17 protein-coding genes are annotated in these 18,667 nt (G+C 74.0%); 6 read left to right on the forward strand and 11 right to left on the reverse strand.

Translation table 11 applies throughout. From position 1 onward, the window contains the following. Positions 1-232 precede the first annotated feature (232 nt). Complete coding sequence (locus tag CPH93_RS36055) at positions 233-1,273, forward strand: hypothetical protein (RefSeq protein WP_162501005.1); 1,041 nt, start codon at positions 233-235, stop codon at positions 1,271-1,273. Between the two features lie 177 nt (positions 1,274-1,450). Here the strand turns inward: CPH93_RS36055 and CPH93_RS32120 are convergent, their stop codons facing one another. The 3 genes from CPH93_RS32120 to CPH93_RS32130 all read right to left on the reverse strand — a co-directional run bounded on the left by CPH93_RS32120 (position 1,451) and on the right by CPH93_RS32130 (position 6,975). Continuing rightward, the gene (locus CPH93_RS32120) at positions 1,451-1,948 is read right to left on the reverse strand and encodes a DUF6328 family protein (protein WP_096214834.1); all 498 of its coding nucleotides are present in this window, start codon (positions 1,946-1,948) and stop codon (positions 1,451-1,453) included. Positions 1,949-1,956: 8 nt separating this feature from the next. Continuing rightward, on the reverse strand, positions 1,957-4,503 hold the full coding sequence (locus CPH93_RS32125) for an ATP-dependent Clp protease ATP-binding subunit (RefSeq protein WP_096214835.1): 2,547 nt from the start codon (positions 4,501-4,503) through the stop codon (positions 1,957-1,959). Positions 4,504-4,740: 237 nt separating this feature from the next. After that, positions 4,741-6,975: an FUSC family protein gene (locus CPH93_RS32130; RefSeq protein WP_159395086.1), complete on the reverse strand. Its 2,235-nt coding sequence runs from the start codon at positions 6,973-6,975 to the stop codon at positions 4,741-4,743. A gap of 322 nt (positions 6,976-7,297) precedes the next feature. Between CPH93_RS32130 and CPH93_RS32135 the strand changes: the two genes are divergently transcribed. Next, positions 7,298-7,897 carry a PadR family transcriptional regulator gene (locus tag CPH93_RS32135; protein ID WP_231977029.1) on the forward strand — a complete coding sequence of 200 codons (600 nt, stop codon included), beginning with the start codon at positions 7,298-7,300 and terminating at the stop codon, positions 7,895-7,897. 50 nt (positions 7,898-7,947) lie between these two features. Here the strand turns inward: CPH93_RS32135 and CPH93_RS32140 are convergent, their stop codons facing one another. From CPH93_RS32140 to CPH93_RS37355, 3 genes are read right to left on the reverse strand one after another with little or no spacing between them, the layout of a single operon-like run. Continuing rightward, on the reverse strand, positions 7,948-8,928 hold the full coding sequence (locus CPH93_RS32140; protein WP_096214837.1) for an acyl-CoA dehydrogenase family protein: 981 nt from the start codon (positions 8,926-8,928) through the stop codon (positions 7,948-7,950). Then, on the reverse strand, positions 8,928-10,133 hold the full coding sequence (locus CPH93_RS32145) for an acyl-CoA dehydrogenase family protein (RefSeq protein ID WP_096214838.1): 1,206 nt from the start codon (positions 10,131-10,133) through the stop codon (positions 8,928-8,930). The genes CPH93_RS32140 and CPH93_RS32145 overlap by 1 nt, the downstream gene beginning before the upstream one ends. Then, a complete protein-coding gene (locus CPH93_RS37355; RefSeq protein WP_269460125.1) occupies positions 10,133-10,258 on the reverse strand; it encodes a hypothetical protein in 126 nt (41 codons plus the stop codon). The genes CPH93_RS32145 and CPH93_RS37355 overlap by 1 nt, the downstream gene beginning before the upstream one ends. A gap of 169 nt (positions 10,259-10,427) precedes the next feature. On the opposite strand from CPH93_RS37355, the gene CPH93_RS32150 reads away from it, so the two are divergent. Together CPH93_RS32150 and CPH93_RS32155 are read left to right on the forward strand one after the other, a co-directional pair. Next, positions 10,428-11,210 carry an SDR family oxidoreductase gene (locus CPH93_RS32150; RefSeq protein WP_093481776.1) on the forward strand — a complete coding sequence of 261 codons (783 nt, stop codon included), beginning with the start codon at positions 10,428-10,430 and terminating at the stop codon, positions 11,208-11,210. Positions 11,211-11,284: 74 nt separating this feature from the next. Continuing rightward, a complete protein-coding gene (locus CPH93_RS32155) occupies positions 11,285-12,442 on the forward strand; it encodes an acetyl-CoA C-acetyltransferase (protein WP_096214839.1) in 1,158 nt (385 codons plus the stop codon). Positions 12,443-12,471: 29 nt separating this feature from the next. On the opposite strand, the gene CPH93_RS32160 is transcribed toward CPH93_RS32155, so the two are convergent. The 4 genes from CPH93_RS32160 to CPH93_RS32175 are packed head-to-tail and all read right to left on the reverse strand — an operon-like array spanning position 12,472 to position 15,918. Then, positions 12,472-13,563 carry an NAD(P)H-dependent flavin oxidoreductase gene (locus CPH93_RS32160; RefSeq protein WP_096214840.1) on the reverse strand — a complete coding sequence of 364 codons (1,092 nt, stop codon included), beginning with the start codon at positions 13,561-13,563 and terminating at the stop codon, positions 12,472-12,474. Beyond that, complete coding sequence (locus CPH93_RS32165) at positions 13,560-14,306, reverse strand: CoA-transferase subunit beta (protein ID WP_096214841.1); 747 nt, start codon at positions 14,304-14,306, stop codon at positions 13,560-13,562. Before CPH93_RS32165 ends, CPH93_RS32160 begins: the two co-directional genes overlap by 4 nt. Then, complete coding sequence (locus CPH93_RS32170; protein WP_096214842.1) at positions 14,303-15,142, reverse strand: CoA transferase subunit A; 840 nt, start codon at positions 15,140-15,142, stop codon at positions 14,303-14,305. Before CPH93_RS32170 ends, CPH93_RS32165 begins: the two co-directional genes overlap by 4 nt. A 2-nt stretch (positions 15,143-15,144) precedes the next feature. Beyond that, on the reverse strand, positions 15,145-15,918 hold the full coding sequence (locus tag CPH93_RS32175) for an enoyl-CoA hydratase family protein (protein ID WP_096214843.1): 774 nt from the start codon (positions 15,916-15,918) through the stop codon (positions 15,145-15,147). Between the two features lie 82 nt (positions 15,919-16,000). Here CPH93_RS32175 and CPH93_RS32180 point away from each other — a divergent pair, with 82 nt between their 5' ends. Together CPH93_RS32180 and CPH93_RS32185 are read left to right on the forward strand one after the other, a co-directional pair. Continuing rightward, the gene (locus CPH93_RS32180) at positions 16,001-16,876 is read left to right on the forward strand and encodes an SDR family oxidoreductase (RefSeq protein WP_096214844.1); all 876 of its coding nucleotides are present in this window, start codon (positions 16,001-16,003) and stop codon (positions 16,874-16,876) included. Between the two features lies 1 nt (position 16,877). Beyond that, positions 16,878-17,789: an SDR family oxidoreductase gene (locus tag CPH93_RS32185; RefSeq protein WP_096214845.1), complete on the forward strand. Its 912-nt coding sequence runs from the start codon at positions 16,878-16,880 to the stop codon at positions 17,787-17,789. A 64-nt stretch (positions 17,790-17,853) separates the two neighbouring features. Here the strand turns inward: CPH93_RS32185 and CPH93_RS32190 are convergent, their stop codons facing one another. Then, positions 17,854-18,645 carry a uracil-DNA glycosylase gene (locus CPH93_RS32190; RefSeq protein WP_096214846.1) on the reverse strand — a complete coding sequence of 264 codons (792 nt, stop codon included), beginning with the start codon at positions 18,643-18,645 and terminating at the stop codon, positions 17,854-17,856. Between the last annotated feature and the right edge of the window lie 22 nt (positions 18,646-18,667).

Genomic DNA, 18,667 nt, shown 5'->3' on the forward strand with positions numbered 1-18,667 from the left:
GGCACGCCCGGGCGTCACGGCGTGTCTCCACCGGATGGCCTTCCTGAATGGCGAGGGCGGCCCGTAGGGACGTTGGCTGAAGCACAGCACGCTCACAGTCCGCCGAGTGTCAGCGCTTCTGGTGTTTGACGCTCCCCTCGTTCAGTGGAGTCCCTCCATGTCATCCGAACCAGCTCTTTGTGGGGGCGACGCCGAACTGTCCTCGACAGGAACCGGCGAGCACTTTCCGCCCATGACCCCTGAGAAAAACTCCGCCCGCACCCTTTTGTGGGAGGCAGTCACCAATCGGCCCTTGGAGGAAGTCGCCGCCCTTGTGGAGCTGCTCAAGCGCAGTGGCGACGTTCCCAACCCCGGTGATGAAGCGCTGCGTATGGCGGTCATTTCCCGTCCGGTGAGCGAGGTCGCTGCGCTCTTCGACATGCTCAGAGCCGCTCCGCACACCGCGGAATCGAGCAATGACGCACTGCGCGCGGTGGCCGTCGACAGATCCGTCGAGGAGGTCGCCCAGCTGATCGAGCTGTTCGACCGTACGAAGGCCGGCGGCGGCGAGGACTACCCCATGGCCGAGCACTTCCCGCCCGGCCCCGGCGGACCTGGCGGCCCCGGCGGCCCCGGCGGCCCCGGTGGGCCCGGCGGGCCCGGCGGGCCGGGTGGGCCCTTCGAACCGGACCCCACCGCGAACATGCACGTCCTCGACCCCGATGTCCGCCCCCTGGGCCGCGACGGTCAGCCGCTCGCCCCCGGGCAGCGCGAGAACCTGGTCAACCAGCCGCCGAGCCGCCCGCCGTGGGCCCAGCGGACGACCGGTATGCCGCAGAGCGGGCCGTGGTCCACGCCGGACGATGCATCCCGCCAGCCGGGCTACGCGGTCCCCGGCGTGCTGCGGTCCGTACTGCGCTGGCCGGCGGCCTTGGCCCTGGCGCTGTGCGGGCTGGGTCATCTGCCGGTGAACGCCGCGCACCTCCAGGGCGCGCCCGCGGTCGCCGGGCTCTCGATGGCCATCGCCGTCATCTATCTGATGCTGGCCGGGCTGCTGGCGATGCGCGACACCGCCCTGGTCTGGACGGCGAGTGCCGCCGGGGCAATGATCATCATCGCCCTGCACGCGCTGTCCCGGGCCGGGGTCTTCGCCCCGCTGGGCAGCGGGCTGGGAGACACCGGCATGTGGCCCGAGATGCTCGCCGTGGCCCTGGCGATCGTCACCGCCGGACTCGCGGGTGCCGCGCTGCTGACCCGTCCGCGCCGCGCCGGCGCGGCCACCGCGGGGGCGTGACCACGCACTCCGCAACGGCCGCCAAGGGCGCGGGCCGGGACCCTGACCAGGGGACCGGCCCGCGCCCTTGGCGGCCCGTCCTGCGTACCGCAGCCGGTGTGGCTCGTCCGGCAGGGGCCCACGGTGTCCCGGCCCGGCGGGCGCAGGCCCCTGCTGCCCACTGCCCCTGCCGCCCGCTCACTCCCTGGACGAGTACCGGTGCAGAATCCAGGCCGGCAGCGCGAACCAGCAGAGCATGAACCAGCCGACGAGCCCCGCGACGACCCAGGGGACGGCGGAGTCGTTCATCGCGATGCGCAGGATCAGCAGCAGCGCGGAGGTGACCGTCGCCAGCAGCAGGACGATCCCCACCATGGACAGGCGGGAGGCCCAGAACACCGTCTCGGGCTTCAGCCGGTGGCCGGCGACCAGCCGGTGGAAGGTCACCGTGCCGACCAGCGCGCCGGTGGTGGCCGCGCCGAGCAGGACCGTCACCACGTAAATGGTCTTGTCGGTCTGCTGGAGGGTGGCGAAGCGCGGGGTGAAGACGACGGTCAGCAGAAAGCCGAAGAGGATCTGCACGCCGGTCTGGATGACCCGCACTTCCTGCAGCAGCTCGGCCCACCGCCGGTCGGCCCGCTCCTCCGGCGACTCACGGCGGCCCGGCGCGGTGTCCCGCGGCCCCAGTCCTCCCACCGGGCCTCCTACTTCTTCACGCCGGTACTGAAGGCCAGCTCGTTGTCCTTGACCTCCACGCGCACCTGGTCCCCGGGCGACAGCGCACCGTCGAGCAGCAGCCGGGAGAGCGTGTTGTCGACCTCGCGCTGGATGGTGCGGCGCAGCGGCCGGGCCCCGTATTCGGGCTGGTGGCCGCGGTGGGTCAGCCAGTCCACGGCGCCGGGCGTGAACTCGATGGTGATGTCCTGGGCGTGCAGCCTGCGGCTGGTCCCGTCGAGCAGCAGACCGGTGATCTGCCGGAGCTGGTCGTCGGTGAGCCGGCGGAAGACGATGATCTCGTCGAGCCGGTTGAGGAACTCCGGGCGGAAGTGGTCGCGCAGCGAGCCCAGCGCCCGTTCCCGCGCGCCGTCGCCGGCCTCCGCCCCGGAGATGTCCGGGCCGAAGCCGAGCACGCCGCGGCCGCCGCTGAGCGCCTCGGAGCCGAGGTTGCTGGTCATCACGATGACCGTGTTCTTGAAGTCGACCGTGCGGCCCTGCGCGTCGGTCAGATGCCCGTCGTCGAGGACCTGCAGCAGCATGTTGAAGACATCGGGGTGCGCCTTTTCCACCTCGTCGAGCAGCAGCAGCGAATAGGGGTGGTGGCGCACCGCCTCGGTCAGCTGGCCCGCGTCCTCATGGCCGACGTATCCGGGGGGCGCACCGACCAGCCGGCTGACGGCGTGCCGCTCCTGATACTCGCTCATGTCCAGCCGCACCATGCGCTCCTCGCTGCCGAACAGCGCCTCGGCGAGCGCGCGGGCCAGTTCGGTCTTGCCCACGCCGGTCGGGCCGAGGAAGAGGAAGCTGCCGATCGGACGGTTCGGGTCGGCCAGGCCGGCCCGCGACCGCAGAATCGCCTCGGAGACGGCCGTGACGGCGTCGTCCTGCCCGATCACCCGGGTGTGCAGCTGCCCCTCCAGCCCCAGCAGCAGCTCCTTCTCCTGCTGGGTCAGGCTGCTCACGGGCACACCGGTCTGCCGCGACACGATTTCCGCGATGTCCTCGGCGCTGACCCTGACGATCCGGCAGTCGCTCGGCGGCTCCCCCCGCTCGGCCTCGATCCGCGCGGTGACTTCGGCGAGCCGGTCGCGCAGCTCGGTGGCCCGTTCGTACTGCTCGGCGGCCACCGCCTGGTCCTTGTCCCGGGCCAGCTGCTCCACCTCGCGTTCCAGTTCGCGCACATCGGTGGCCGTGGCACCCGAACGGAGCCGCACCCGGGCGCCGGCCTGGTCGATCAGGTCGATGGCCTTGTCGGGAAGGAACCGGTGGGCGATGTAGCGGTCGGCGAGCTCGACCGCGGCGAGCAGCGCCTCGTTCGTGTAGCGGACCTGGTGGTGCGCTTCGTAGCGGTCCTGGAGGCCGCGCAGGATCTCCACCGTGTCGGAGACGCTCGGCTCGGGCACCAGGATGGGCTGGAAGCGCCGGGCGAGCGCGGCGTCCTTCTCGATGTGCCGCCGGTACTCCTCCAGGGTGGTGGCCCCGATGACGTGCAGCTCCCCGCGGGCCAGGGCGGGCTTGAGCATGTTGCTCGCCTCCAGGGAACCGCCGTCCCCGCTGCCCCCGCCGGCGCCGACGACCGTGTGCAGCTCGTCGATGAAGACGATCAGTGAGCCGGGGTGGGCGCGGACCTCCTCGATGATCGCGTTCATCCGCTCCTCGAAGTCACCGCGGTAGCGGGTGCCGGCGACGACGGCCGTCAGATCCAGGGCGACGACGCGCCGGCCCGCCAGGGTCTCGGGGACGTCCCCGTCCGCGAGGCGCTGGGCCAGGCCCTCGACGATCGCGGTCTTGCCCACGCCCGCGTCGCCGACCAGCACGGGGTTGTTCTTCCCGCGCCGGGAGAGCACCTCGATGGTCTGCTCGATCTGCTCCCCGCGGCCGATGACCGGGTCGATCCGGCCCGCCCGGGCCAGGTCGGTCAGATCGCGGCTGTACTTGTCGAGGGTCGGCGTGTCGTGCTTCGGAGCGGCGCCGTGCTCACCCCCCGAGTGCTGCGGCCCGTGACTGCCCTGCGGCGCGGCCGATGGTTCGAAGTGGGCGAGGTTCAGAATGCGCCCAGCCGCCGAGTCCAGGTTCGCGGCCAGGGCGTCCAGCACATGCTCCGGGCCGATGTACGAGGCCCCGTTGTCCCGCGCCATCTCGTGCGCGCTCAGCAGCGCCCGCTTGACCGCGGGGGTGACCGCCACGCTGCGCTGCTTGGGCCCCGTACCGGCGCCGCGGTCGATCTCGGCCGCCAGCGTGTCGGGATCGGTTCCCGCGTGCTGGAGCATGCTGCGGGTCGGTTCGGCGGCCAGGGCGGCGCGCAGCAGATGCTCGGTGCCGAGCTCCGGGCTGCCGTGCTCGGCGGCGTACGCGGCTGCGGAGGTCACCAGGTCCCGGGCGGGGCCGCTCATCATGCGGGCGATGTCGGCCTGCGGGTGCGCGGGTTTGCCCGCCTTGCCGTCCGCGGACTGTGCGGCACCGAAGAAGCGCGCGAGGAAGTCACCGAAAGAGTCCGGGCCGTAACCCTCCGGACCCATGAATCCATTGCTCATGTGCGTCCGTTCCGCTGCCACGGCGCTACCGCGGCATGCTGCCTTGCCGGGTTCCTTGTGCTGTTGGCTCGTGCCCTGGCGGGTGCCCGGGAGACGCGACGCCACACGTGACACACGGCTCCACTGCTTCAGGATCAGGGGCAACACCCCCGTCCGCACCCGGGCGGACCGGAGCCGGGGCACACGGCACCCGTCCCGCGGCGTCCGGCACCGGCCCCGCGGCGCACCGCACCGGCCTCACATCTCCTGGTGGATGCGGCTCAGATCGTCGGTGAGCGCATCGAGCCAGATCACCGAGTCGAGGAGGAGGGCGGCGGAGACCGCGCGGCGCTCCCGGTCCGGGCCGTGGTGCGGCACGGGCGGGGCGAGGGCCAACAGGGCGCGGATGTCGAGGGGTTGGGGGCGTTCGTACGGCACACCGCGGTCGGCGCAGAGGCGGTCGGCGAGGGCGCGGTAGTCGGCCGCGGTGCAGTCGGCCGCCCGGCGCAGCCAGGCTCCGACCTCGTGCGGCGCGATCCGGCCGGGGCGGCCGGGCAGCAGCCGCCCGCCGCGCCGCGCGTCCGCCCCGGCGACCAGCACCGTGGGCCAGTCCGGCTGCCCGGCGGCATTCTCCCGCGCCTCGCACTGGTACTGGGCCAGGCTCTCCCGCGCGAGGATCAGGGCGCGGTTGAGGGCGAAGATGTCGGTGCTGCCGGCGCGTTCGACGACCTGTGCGGTGGTCTGGCCGATGGCGTCGGCGATGGCGGAGCACAGCGCCGCCATGCTGCGGCGCACCTCGCTGCCCGCGCCCCGCGGCCAGGCCACCAGACCACAGGCCAGCCCGATGACGCTGCCGACCAGCACATCCATCAGCCGTACCGGGGCCAGCTGCCAGGTGGACGGGGTGACCTGCGCGAACAGCGTGGCCACCACCAGCGTGAACCCGCCCTGCGCCCAGGCCAGCCCGCGCAATGGCCCCGCGATGAACGCCGTCAGCATCACCACCGGCAGGATCACCGCGTACACCGTGTCCCGGTCGTGGACCACCACCAGCAGCCCGGCGGCCAGCACCGCGCCGACCAGGGTGCCCAGCAGCGCCTGCCGCACCGCGGACCAGGTCTCCAGGGTGGTGGTACGGGTGAGCGTCAGTGTCGCCAGCAGCACCCAGAAGCCGTGCTGGAGGTCGAGGACCCCGGCGATGGCCCGCGCCGCGGCCAGGCCCAGCGCGAACCGGCAGGCGTTCTGGAAGATCACCGAGCGGGGGGTGAGGTGGATGGTCAGCCGCTGCCACCACAGCCGCGGGGCGTGCACCTGCGCATAGGCGAAGCTGTGCCCGACCGGGTTCCGGTCGACCGTACGGTCGCCGAGCAGCAGCCGGGTGGCCAGCACGAGGACCACGGCGCAGTCGGCGGCCTGCACCACCTGCGACCGGCGGCGCAGATAGACCAGCCGGTCGTCGGCGCCCAGCCGGTCCAGGGTGGCCACCGCCCGGTGGGCCCGGACGGGGGTCAGCTCCTCCTGGAGGGGCGCGGCGGAGGGCCCCTCCCCGGGCCGCAGCCGCTTCCCCTGCCGCAGCGCGTCCGCCGTGCCGCGCGCGGCGGCGCTGATGCCTTCGAGCAGCGCGACCGTCTCCGGGTGGTACGTGTGGTGCGGGCCGGTCGCCACGGTGTGCAGCGTGTCCAGCCGGGTCAGCAGCGTGCGGACGGCCTCGGCGGCGTGCGCCATGGCCTTGTGGGTGAGGGTGGGGGAGGCGGGCAGGTCCGCGGGCGGTACCGAGGTCGGCCGGAGCGCCTCCCCGGCCCGGTGCGCCCGGGCCAGCGCCTGCACGGGAGTGGGCCCGCCGTGGTGGTCGGCCAGGTCCGCGGCGGCGTCGGCGGCGTCGGCCAGCAGCCGGCCGAAGGGCGGGGTCTCCGGTTCGGGCATCAGGAACCGCTGCGCCAGCGCGAGCAGGAGGGCACCCAGCAGGAAGCCGGTCAACCGCTGGACCAGCTCCTCCGGGGCGTACGGCGGGAAGCACGGCAGGATGTAGAGCAGCTGCATGCCGGGGGCCGCCCCGGCGATCCGCGGCCCGGTGGTGCCCGCGTACGCCACCATGAAGCCGATGACGAGCATGCCGAGGACGGCCGCCCAGGTCTGCACGGCGAGCAGGGTGCCCAGCGTGATGAGCACGAGGCCGGCGGGGATCGCCATGACGGTGGTCGCGGCGCGCTGCCGCCCCGATCCCGGGATCCGGGCGAGCGCACCGAGCGACACCACGGTGAAGGTGGCGTAGACGGACATCGCGGTCAGGTCGAGCACATAGCGGCAGAGGTAGAAGGCGAGGCAGGAGGCGGCCGTCACCCGGACCGCATTGCCGACCACCGAGCGGTGTCCGCGCAGGCCGGGCACGCCGTGCACCCGCAGGTAGCGCACTCTGCGCAGCAGCGCCCGGACGGGCCCGCCGGCCGAACGCCGCGGCCCGGACGGCGGGGAGGTTCCCTGCTGCTCGCTCACCTTTCCACTATTGGACAGGGGGTCCGGGTCCGCAGGGTGCGGCCGGAGCGGGCCGGGTCGGGCCGGGGTGCCGGGCGTCCGGATCCGCCCCTGACCCTCCCGCCGATGCGTGCCGCCCCGGCCGCCCGGCTTCTCCGCCCATGCCGCGCCCGCCATCGCGCGCGGTGGTCCGGACGCCGTGCCGGGTGCCGGGGGAGATGCCGTCGCCCGCCGCCCGGCCGCGGTCGCGGGCGGCGAGGGACGGTCAGGCGTACGCGAGGGAAGGGGAGTTGGCGAGGTTGCCCCAGGCGCGGGACGGATCCGGAACCGTACACTGCCGTCCGTGACGGAGAAGCGGGCGCGTGCGGTGAACTCCGGCAAGACGCAGCGACCGGCGCTGCCGGCGACCGGCTGGGCGGTGCTGGGACTGCTCTCCTTCGGTGACGAGCTGTCCGGTTACGACCTCAAGAAATGGTCGGACGGGTCGCTGCGCTTCTTCTACTGGAGCCCGTCCTTCAGCCAGATATACGGCGAGCTGAAGCGCCTGGAGAAGGCCGGCTACGTCAGCGCGCGGAGGGTCGCCCAGGAGACCGGCGACCGCGACAAACGGGTGTATGTGATCACGGACGAGGGGATGGCGGCGGTCCGGCACTGGGCGCGCGAGGCGCCCGTGGAGCCTCCCGTCCTCAAGCACGGGGTGATGCTGCGACTGTGGCTCGGCCATCTGCTGGAGGCCGACCGGATGCGTGAAGTGCTGGGCCGGCACCGGGAGTACGCGGAGTCCATGCGGCAGCGCGCCGAGGTGGACGGCGCCCGCGCCGAGGAGGCCTGGGCCTGCCCCTCCCTCGTCCTGAAGTGGTCGCAGCGGTACTACGCCGCGGAGCGGGATCTGGCCGACGCCATGCTCGCCGATCTGGACGAGCGGGACCGCCGGCGCCGGTAGCCGCCCGGCAGCGGTGCGGCGGCGGCCGGGGGCCCAAGGCGCCGGACCGGTCAGGCGGCCAGCACGCGGCGACGGCAGTCGGCCGGCGTGCCCCAGGCGTCCCGCAGCGGACGGGCCTTGCGGATCCACAGCGAGAGGTCCAGCTCCTCGGTGTACCCGAGGGCGCCGTGCAGCTGCAGTGCCGTCCGCGCCGCCGCGTAACCGGCCTCGCCCGCCGCGACCTTCGCCGCGGCCACCTCCCGGCCGGCCGACGGCGCGCCCGCCGCCAGGGCCAGCGCCGCCCCGTGGACCAGCGGCTGGGCGAACTCCAGCCTGATGAGGGCGTCGGCCAGCCGGTGCTTGACCGCCTGGAAGGAGCCGATCGGCACCTGGAACTGGGTGCGCTGCGTGACGTAGGAGACCGTCGCCGCCAGCAGCGCGCGGCCCAGGCCGAGGGACTGCGCGGCGGTGGCGAGCCGCGCGAGGTCGAGGGCGTGGGCGGCGGCCGCGGCCACCGCCGGGCCGCGGGCGAGCACCGCCCCGCCGACCGGACGGAACAGCCGCCGCGCCGGATCGAGGGACGCCTGCAACGGGCCATGGCCGTCCGCACGGCGCACCGTGTCGCCCTCGACGACCAGGACGGCGTCGGCGGCATCCGCGTCCAGCACGTACGGGCCGTCGGCACACAGGCCGACCACGGCCTCGCCCGCGGCGATCCGCGGCAGCCACTCACCGGCCGCGGCGCCCGCACCGAGGTGCTCCAGGAACGCGGCCGCCGCCACCGTCTCCACCAGCGGCCCCGGTACGGCATGGCGCCCCAACTCATGGAAGGAGACGGCGAGTTCGGCGGGCAGCTGCCCCATCCCGCCGTGCCGCGCGGACACCGCCAGCCCGAACACCCCCGCCTCGGCGATCCGCTCCCACAGCGCCCGGCCCGGCCGGTGCTCCCCGGCCGCCCAGGCCCGCGCCGCGGCCGGGGTGCCGGCCGCCCCCAGCATGCCGTCCAGCGCCCGGGCGAACTCCCGCTGCTCATCGCTCAGGAGGAACCGCATCACCGGCGTCCCTTCGGCAGGCCGAGCAGCCGCTCGGCGATGATGTCGCGCTGGATCTCATTGGTGCCGGCGTAGATCGGCCCGGCGAGGGCGAAGGTGTAGCCCTCGGCCCAGAGCCCGTGTGCGGGCGCCTCCCCGGCGCCCTCGGTGAGCGCGCCGGACGGCCCGAGCAGGTCCAGGGCGGTCTCGTGCAGGGCGATGTCCAGCTCGGACCAGAAGACCTTGGTCAGGCTCGATGTGGCGCCGAGGTCGCCCGCTCCCGGCTCGGTACGGACGGGGGTGTGGCCTTCCCCGGCGGCGAGCCGGGAGGCATGGGCGTAGGCGAACAGCTGGTAGGCGCGGGCGCCGATCACCGCATCGGCGACCCGGTCGGTGAGCGGCCCGGAAACCGCCTCGGGGGCCTCGCGCCACAGCGCGGCCAGCCGCTCCGCGGCCGCGGAGAAGCGGCCCGGACTGCGCAGCGTCAGGCCGCGCTCGTTGCCCGCGGTGCTCATCGCGACCCGCCAGCCCTGCCCCGGCTCGCCGATCACGTCCGCGTCGGGCACGAAGACCTCGTCGAGGAAGAGTTCGGCGAAGGCGGGCTTGCCGTCCAGCCGGCCGAGGGGGCGTACCGTCACGCCCGGGGCGTCCAGCGGGAACATCAGATAGGTCAGGCCCTGGTGCGGCCGGGCGGTGTCCGGATCGCTGCGGAACAGCCCGAAGGCGCGGTCGGCGAAGGCAGCCCGGGACGACCAGGTCTTCTGCCCGCTCAGCAGCCAGCCGCCGGCGGTCCGTACGGCGGTCGAGCGCAGCGACGCCAGATCCGACCCGGCCTCCGGCTCCGACCAGGCCTGCGCCCAGATCACCTCGCCGCGGGCCATGGGGCCGAGGATGCGGGCGCGTTGCTCGTCGGTGCCGTGCGCGAAGAGCGTCGGGGCGAGGAGGTGGATGCCGTTCTGGCTGACCCGCCCTGGTGCGCCGGCCGTGTAGTACTCCTCCTCGAAGATCAGCCACTGGAGGAGCGAGGCACCGCGGCCGCCGTGCTCCTCTGGCCAGGAGACGACCGACCAGCGGTCCGCGGAGAGCCGGCGCTCCCACTCCCGGTGGGCGGCGAACCCCTCGGCTGTCTCCAGCGACGGCAGCGGCGCGGTGGGGACATGGCCGGCCAGCCAGTTCCGCGCCTCGGCCCGGAACTCCTGCTCCGCGGCGGTGAATTCGAGGTCCATCACGCCGCCGCCGACCGGCCGGACGGTCGCCGTCCGCTGCGGGCGTCCGGCCCGTGGAGGGGCCGGACGGCGAGTGGTGCGTGCCGTTCGCCGGGCAGGGCCTCGTCGTCTCGGGCAGCGGGCATCCGCACTCCTTCCCTAACAAGTGTTTGGTAGATTAACGTACCGTCAGGAACAGCGTCGAGGCCCCCGCCGCCGCGCTTCCGCGCCGAGGGCCGCCCCCGCCGGCTCCCCCGAGCGCCGGCGGCACGCCCGCGCCGGGCCCGCACCCGGCCCGTCCCAGGAGGCCCGCGCATGACCTCGCCCCCCTATGTGCCCGGCCACCGGCTGCTCGACGGCCGGACCGCCGTCATCACCGCGGCCGCCGGCGCCGGCATCGGCGGCGCCACCGCCCGCCGCTTCCTGGAAGAGGGCGCCCGGATCGTCATCGGCGACAGCCATGCGCGCCGTCTGAGGGAGAGCACCGAGGCGCTCGCCGCGGAGTTCGGCGCCGGCCAGGTGGCGTCCCTGCCGTGCGACGTCACCGACGAGGACCAGGTGGGCGCCCTGCTGGCGCTGGCCGAGGAGCGCCACGGCCGCCTCGACATCGTGGTCAACAACGCCGGTCTCGGAGGCACCGCCGACCTCGTCGAGATGACCGACGAGCAGTGGGCCGCGGTCCTCGACACCACCCTGAACGGCACCTTCCGCTGCACCCGGGGCGCCCTGCGCCGGATGAAGGCGGCCGGCCGCGGCGGCGTGATCGTCAACAACGCCTCCGTCGTCGGCTGGCGCGCCCAGCGCGGCCAGGCCCACTACGCCGCGGCCAAGGCCGGCGTGATGGCGCTGACCCGCTGCGCCGCAATGGAAGCCGCCGATTACGGCGTCCGTATCAACGCGGTCGCGCCCAGCCTCGCCATGCACCCGCATCTGGTGAAGGTGACCACCCCCGAGCTGCTGGCGGAGCTCACCGAACGGGAGGCGTTCGGCCGCTACGCCGAGCCCTGGGAGGTCGCCAATGTCATCGTCTTCCTGGCCTGCGACTACGCCTCGTACCTGACCGGGGAAACGGTGTCCGTCAGCTCCCAGCGCGCCTGAGACGGGGAGCGCCGGCCGGCCGTGCCTTGCGCGGCCGGCCGCCGGCTCCGCAGAATCTGAACCAGGAGACCACCATGTCCGAGGCCTATGTCGTCGAAGCGGTCCGTACCCCGGTCGGGAAGCGGGGCGGCGGTCTGTCGGCCGTCCACCCCGCCGATCTTGGCGCCCATGTGCTGACCGCGCTGATGGCGCGCAGCGGCGTCGACCCGGCCGCCGTCGAGGACGTCGTCTTCGGCTGTCTGGACGCGGTGGGACCGCAGGCCGGCGACATCGCCCGGACGTGCTGGCTGGCCGCCGGGCTGCCCGAGCACGTGCCCGGCGTCACCGTCGACCGCCAGTGCGGCTCCTCCCAGCAGGCCGTGCACTTCGCGGCCCAGGCCGTGCTCGCCGGCACCCAGGACCTGGTCGTCGCGGGCGGGGTGCAGAACATGTCGCAGATCCCGATCGCCTTCGCGAGCCGCCGGGCCGCCGAACCGCTCGGGCTGACCGACGGGCCGTTCGCCGGCTCCACGGGCTGGCGGGCCCGCTACGGGGACGCGCCCGTCGACCAGTTCCACGGCGCCGAACTCATCGCCGAGAAGTGGCACCTCTCCCGCGCGGACATGGAGGAGTTCGCGCTCCGCTCGCACCAGCGCGCCGTCCGCGCCCGCGACGAGGGCCGTTTCGACCGGGAGACCGTCGCCTACGGGGAGGTCAGCGCCGACGAGGGACCGCGCCGTAACACCTCCCTGGAGAAGATGGCCGCCCTGCCGCCGGTCGTTCCGGGCGGCCGGCTGACCGCGGCGGTCTCCTCCCAGGTCTCCGACGGTGCGGCCGCCCTGCTCCTCGCCTCCGCGCGGGCGGTGGCCGCGCACGGTCTGACCCCGCGGGCCCGCATCCACCATCTGTCGGTGCGCGGCGAGGACCCGATCCGGATGCTGTCCGCACCGATCCCGGCGACCGCGTACGCGCTGAAGAAGGCGGGCATGTCGATCGACGACATCGATCTGGTCGAGATCAACGAGGCCTTCGCGCCCGTCGTCCTGGCCTGGCTCAAGGAGACCGGCGCCGACCCGGAGCGGGTCAACGTCAACGGCGGCGCCATCGCCCTGGGCCATCCGCTCGGCGCGACCGGCGTCCGGCTGATGACGACGCTGCTGCACGAACTGGGGCGCACCGGCGGCCGGTTCGGACTGCAGACCATGTGCGAGGGCGGCGGCCAGGCCAACGTCACCATCATCGAACGACTCTGACGCATCATCAGGGAGACGCCCGGCGCCCTTCAGGAGGGCGGCCCCGGCAGCGCGGCCAGCGTCGCGCGCGCCTCCGCCATGATCCGGTCGACGAGTTCCGCGCAGGACGGCAGATCCCCGATCACCCCCGCGACCTGCCCGGAGGCCATCACCCCGAGGTCGGTACGGCCCTCGACCATCGACGCCCGCAGCAGCATCGGGGTGTTGGCCGCGAGCAGGACCTGGCTCCAGGAGAGGTCCCGGCCGTGCTTCATCGCCAGGCCGTCACGGATCATCTGCGCCCAGCTCAGCCCGGACAGCTTCCTGAACTCCGCTGCCCGGCGCACCGCGTGCAGCAGCGCGGCGGTGCGCCCGGAGCGCTCCAGCGCCTCGACCAGCTCGCTGCGCAGCATCCGGTGCGGCAGCCCGTCCACCTTCGTGGTGACCGTGATGTCGCCGACGGCGGCCGCCAGATAGCGGGCCTGTACGGCCGGTGGCACGGTGCTGTCCGACGTCAGCAGGAAGCGGGTGCCCATGGCGATCCCGGCCGCTCCGTAGGCCAGCGCCGCGACCAGTCCCCGGCCGTCGAAGAAGCCGCCCGCGGCGATCACCGGGATGCCGACCGCGTCCACCACCTGCGGCAGCAGCACGCTCGTGGCGACGCTCCCGGTGTGCCCCCCGCCCTCGCCGCCCTGCACGATCACCGCGTCCGCGCCCCAGGCCGCGACCTTCTCGGCATGGCGGCGGGCCCCGACCGAGGGGATGACGACGACGCCCGCCTCCTTGAGCCGGGCGATCAGCTCGCGGGAGGGGGCCAGGGCGAACGAGGCGACCCGTACGCCCTCCTCCACGATGATCCGCACCCGGTCCGCCGCATCGGCCGCGTCCGCCCGCAGATTGACCCCGAAGGGTGCCTCCGTACGGGACGCGACCTCGCGGACCGCCGCCCGCAGCTGCCCGACGGTCATGGTGGCCGAGGCCAGGATCCCCAGCGCGCCCGCCTCGGCCGCGGCCGACACCAGCCGGGGCCCGGCCACCCACCCCATGCCGGTCTGCACGACGGGATGGCGCACCCCGACGAGCCGGGTCAGCGGGGTCTCGATCCGGGTCTCGATCCGGGGTTCGATCCGGTCGTCCGTCATGCCGACGGCACCTCGCGCTCCCGCAGCCGCTCCGGATCGAGCTCCGTACGGATCAGCCGGAGCTCCTCGGCGGTGGGCTCGCGGGTGTACGGCACCTCGGCGGGCAGCGCGAGCGGGAAGCCGGTGGCCTCCTGGACCTGTCCGGCCGTCACCCCCGGGTGCACGGAGACCAGCCGCATGCGGTGGTCCGGTGTGTCGAAGTCGAAGACCCCGAGGTGGGAGACGACGCGCGGGATGCGGTGGTAGCGGGTCGCGGACGGGCCGGCGGCGGCCGCGCTGTCGTAGCCGACCCCGCAGATCATGTCGACCCGCTCGACGAAGACCCGTGCCGAATGCTTCGGCACCCAGTAACTCACCGGATTGTTCAGGGTGTTGACGGGTGCGCCGCGGACGCCGAGGAGCTGGCGGGCGGGCCGGTGCCAGTCGCCGATGCAGGAGATGTTCTGGTTGCCGAAACGGTCGAGCTGGCTCGCGCCCATCATCACGTGCCGCTTCCCGCCGGTCACCATGGCCAGATGCCGGCGGTAGGGCAGCCAGCCCTCCGCCGTCCCGTCCGGACCCACGAGCAGCGCCTCCCCGTCGGTCAGCAGCAGATCGGGGGAGAAGGTGCGCCGGGCGAGCCGGGCGCCGAGCGACGGGATCAGGCCCATCGGGCTGGCGAGCACCTCCCCGTTGTCGCGCCAGGCCTCGGCACAGGCGATCACGCAGTACTCGGCGCGGGTGGCCGTGCTGGTCGGGCTCACTGCTGCTCCTCGTGCCAGGTCTGGACCGCCGACTGATACGCCTTCTCGTCCCCGGACAGGAACCGCTCGGCGAACTGCGGCCAGGGCGTGGTCGCGTACATCTTCTGGAAGGCCTCGTCGCGGCCGTGATCGGGGACGCAGGAGGTGAAGTGCGCCCCGTTCGGGGTCTCGACGACTCCGGACACGTCGTGCCGCGGGACCAGCAGCGTCTGCGGCACCGCCGTGCCGAAGTCGTCCACCAGCCGCTCGCAGGAGACATAGGCCCGGTCCGCGGCCGCGCAGAACAGATCGTCGAAGTACGGGTCGGGGCCCAGGTACTGGCCGTTTCCCCGCCGGTCGGCACGGTTGAGATGGACCAGCGCCGCGTCCATCCGCAGCGCCGGCGCGGCGACGAAGGTCTCCCCGTCCTCGTACGGCGAGGTCACCGTCCGCAGGCCCGGGTTGACCCGCATGACGTCCGAGCCGAGACCGGCCCGGACGGGGAGGAACGGCAGCCGGTGGGCGGCGGCGGTGAGGCCCCACAGGAACATCGCCTCGTCGATCTCCCGCAGCTCGAACGCACCACGCTGGCGCGCCGCGCGGAAGTGCGGCTCCAGGGGGATCGAGTCGAGGGTCACGAACGCCGCGACCAGCGTGCGGATCCGGCCCGCGGCGGCGAGCAGCCCGACATCGGGACCGCCGTACGAGATCACCGTCAGATCGGTGATGTCGGAGCGCAGCAGCGCCCGTACCAGCGCCATCGGCTTACGGCGTGCCCCCCAGCCGCCGATGCCGAGGGTCATCCCGCTGCGCAGCCGGGAGACCACGTCCTCGGGCGTCATGGTCTTGTCGGTCACGGTCAGCCTTCCGTCGTCGGTGCGCCGGCCGGTGCGCCGAACGTGTCGCGGACGCGGTCGGCGACACCGCTGAGGTTCGCCTCGAAGGTGAAGCCCTGCTCGAAGCGGTAACTGCGATGGACGTCCACGGGGTCGATGCCGTTGATCGCGGCCTTGGCGAGCCGGAGCAGAGCGCCGTCCTTCCGGGCGATCTCCCGCGCCAGATCCAGTGCGGCGCGGCGCAGACCGGCGCGCGGGACGACCTTCCACACCGAGCCGTGCGCCTGGAGTTCGGCGGCGGTGGCGGTGCGCGAGGTGTAGTAGAGCGCGCGCATCAGATGCTGGGGGACCAGCCGGGCCAGATGGGTGGCCGCGCCGAGCGCACCGCGGTCCAGCTCCGGCAGGCCGAAGGTGGCATCCTCGCTGGCCACGATCGCATCCGCGTTCCCGGCCAGCCCGATGCCGCCGCCCAGACAGAAGCCGTGCACCGCCGCGACGACCGGCACTTCGCACGTGTAGACCGCCGAAAACGCCTCGGCACAGCCGCGGTTGAAACCGATCAGGGCGTCATGACCGCCGGCGGCGGTGTCCCGCTGCAACTCCTTGATGTCGACACCGGCGTTGAAGCCGCGGCCCTCGGCGGCGAGGACGACACAGCGCAGGTCCGGGTCGTGCCCGGCGGCCCGTACGGCATCGGCGAGGTCGTACCAGCCCTGTACGGGAAGGGCGTTGACCGGCGGGAAGTCGACGGTGACCAGGGCGATGCCGTGGTCCGGCCTGGAGGTGGAGACACCCATGAGCGGATCAGCTACCTTTCCACCAAGCGTTTGTTAGGTAGCGAAGTTAGCAGCGGACCGCGCGCTGCGGGAGGGGTGCCGGGTGAGCCTGACCCTCGATCTGTCCGGACAGCTCGCCGTGGTCACCGGCGGCACCCGGGGCGTCGGCGCCGGCATCGCCCGCGCCTTCCTGCGGGCCGGCGCCGAGGTGGTGATCTGCGCCCGCCGGCCGCCGGCCAGCCCCGTCACGGCGGCCGGCCGCAGCGCCCGTTTCCACCCCCTCGATCTGCGTGAACCCGACGCCGTACGGGCCTTCTTCGACCGGCTCGCGGCGACGCACGGCCGGCTGGACTGCCTGGTGAACAACGCCGGCGGCACGCCGTACCGGCTGCTCGGACAGACCGACGCCGACCGGCACGCCCGGGTCGTCGCGCTCAACCTCCTCGCCCCGCTGACCGCTTCGCTCGCCGCCTACGAGGTGATGCGGCAGCAGCCGGCCGGCGGTTCGGTCCTCATGATCGGCAGCGTCAGCGGCACCCGTCCGTCGCCCGGCACCGCCGCCTACGGCGCGGCCAAGGCGGGCCTGGAGAACCTCGCCCGCTCCATGGCCGTCGAATGGGCTCCTCTGGTCCGCGTCAACACCCTCGTCCTCGGCATGGTGCGCACCGAACTCTCCGCCCTGCACTACGGGGACGAGGCGGGCATCGCCGCCGTCGGCGCCACCGTCCCGGCCGGCCGGCTCGCCGAACCCGCCGAGATCGGCGACGCCTGCGTCTTCCTCGCCTCCGACCGGGCCGCGTACGTCACCGGCGCCAGCCTGCTCGTCCACGGGGGCGGCGAGCGCCCCGCCTTCCTGGACGCCGCCACCGTCAACCGCCCCACGGTCAACCACTCCATGGCCAACCACCCCACCGCCTTCCGTGAAGTGTCCGACGAGACCCCCTCGATCGCCGATGCCGAAGCCCCCAAGGAGAATTGACATGACCGGAATCTGCGCCGGACGGGTCGCCGCCGTCACGGGAGCCGGCCGGGGGCTCGGCCGGGCCCATGCGCTGGCCCTCGCCGCCGAGGGAGCCGAGGTTGTGGTGAACGACCTCGGGGTGGCTGCCGACGGCGCCGGCGCCTCGGCCGGCCCGGCCCAGCAGGTCGCCGACGAGATCCGCGCACACGGCGGCCAAGCCGTCGCCCACCGCGGCGACATCACCACCACCGAAGGCGCCGCCTCCCTCGTCGCCACCGCCCTGGACACCTTCGGCCGGCTCGACACCCTCGTGAACAACGCCGGATTCCTGCGCGACCGGATGCTCGTCAACCTCGACGAGGACGACTGGGACGCCGTCATCCGCGTCCACCTCAAGGGCCACTTCCTCCCGCTGCGGCACGCCGCGGCCCACTGGCGGGCCGAGGCCAAGTCCGGCCGCACCCCCGACGCCCGCGTCATCAATACCTCGTCGGGCGCCGGGCTGCTCGGCAGCGTCGGACAGGGCAACTACTCCGCCGCCAAGGCCGGCATCATCGGCCTCACCCTCGTCGCCGCCGCCGAAATGGCCCGCTACGGCGTCCAGATCAACGCCATCGCGCCGGCCGCCCGCACCCGGATGACCGAGCGGACCTTCGCCGCGACGATGGCGGCGCCGGCCGACGGGGAGTTCGACGCGATGGCCCCGGAGAACGTCTCCCCGCTGGTGGTCTGGCTCTCCTCCGCCGACAGCGCCGGGGTCACCGGCCGGGTCTTCGAGGCCGAGGCGGGCCGGATCACGGTGATGGAGGGCTGGCGCCCCGGCCCCACCGCGGACAAGGGGAGCCGCTGGTCCCCGGCCGAAGCGGGCGCGGCCGCCCGCCGGCTGCTGGCCGTCGCCGAGGAGCCGGGAGCGGTGTACGGCGCGCGGTGACCGGGCCGGGGACCCGACCGGGTGCGCACCACTCGCGGCAGCCGGTGTCCCGGGCCCGGTGCTTTCAGCCGCCCGGACGCCCCAGCCCCGCGAGCCCGGCGGCGCGCGCCAGCAGCTCGACGAGCATGTCGAAGGTGAGCCGGCCGGTGAACGTATTGCGCTGGCTGGGGTGGTAGCTCCCCAGCACCTGCAGTTCCCGCCGGGGGCCCGCGGCCGGCAGGGTCAGCTGGACGCCGTGACCGAACGCCGGCCGGGGACGGGGGAGCGGCCACCCCGCCTCGCCGAGTACGGGCAGCAGCGCCTGCCAGCTGAAGGCGCCCAGCGCCACGACCGTCCGGAGGTGGGGGCTGAGGAGTTCCAGCTCCGCCGACAACCACGGCCGGCAGGTGCGGCGCTCGGTGGGCGTCGGCTTGTTCTCCGGCGGAGCGCAGTGGACCGGCGCGGTGACCCGGACCCCGTACAGTTCCAGGCCGTCGCCCCGGTGCGTCGCGGTCGGCTGGGAGGCGAGGCCGACCGCATGCAGTGCCCTGAACAGGAAGTCACCGGAGGCGTCCCCGGTGAACATCCGGCCGGTGCGGTTGCCGCCGTGCGCGGCCGGCGCCAGCCCGACGACGGCCAGTGCCGCGTCGGGCGGCCCGAACCCCGGGACGGGGCGCGCCCAGTACTCCCAGTCCCGGAACGCCGCACGCGGATGCGCGCCGGTCCGCTCCCGCCATTCCACCAGCCGGGGACAGGCCCGGCACCCGATCAACTGCGCGTCGAGCTCGGCGAGCCCGTCGCACCGCGCCGCGCGGTAGGCCGGAAAGGCCTCCTCGTCGCTGCCCGGCGGTGTCTGCGCCGCCCCGGTCTCGTCCATTCCTCCACGCTAGGCGGTGTCC

This window comes from Streptomyces sp. 2323.1 (assembly GCF_900221035.1).
Classification (GTDB): Bacteria; Actinomycetota; Actinomycetes; order Streptomycetales; family Streptomycetaceae; genus Streptomyces; species Streptomyces sioyaensis.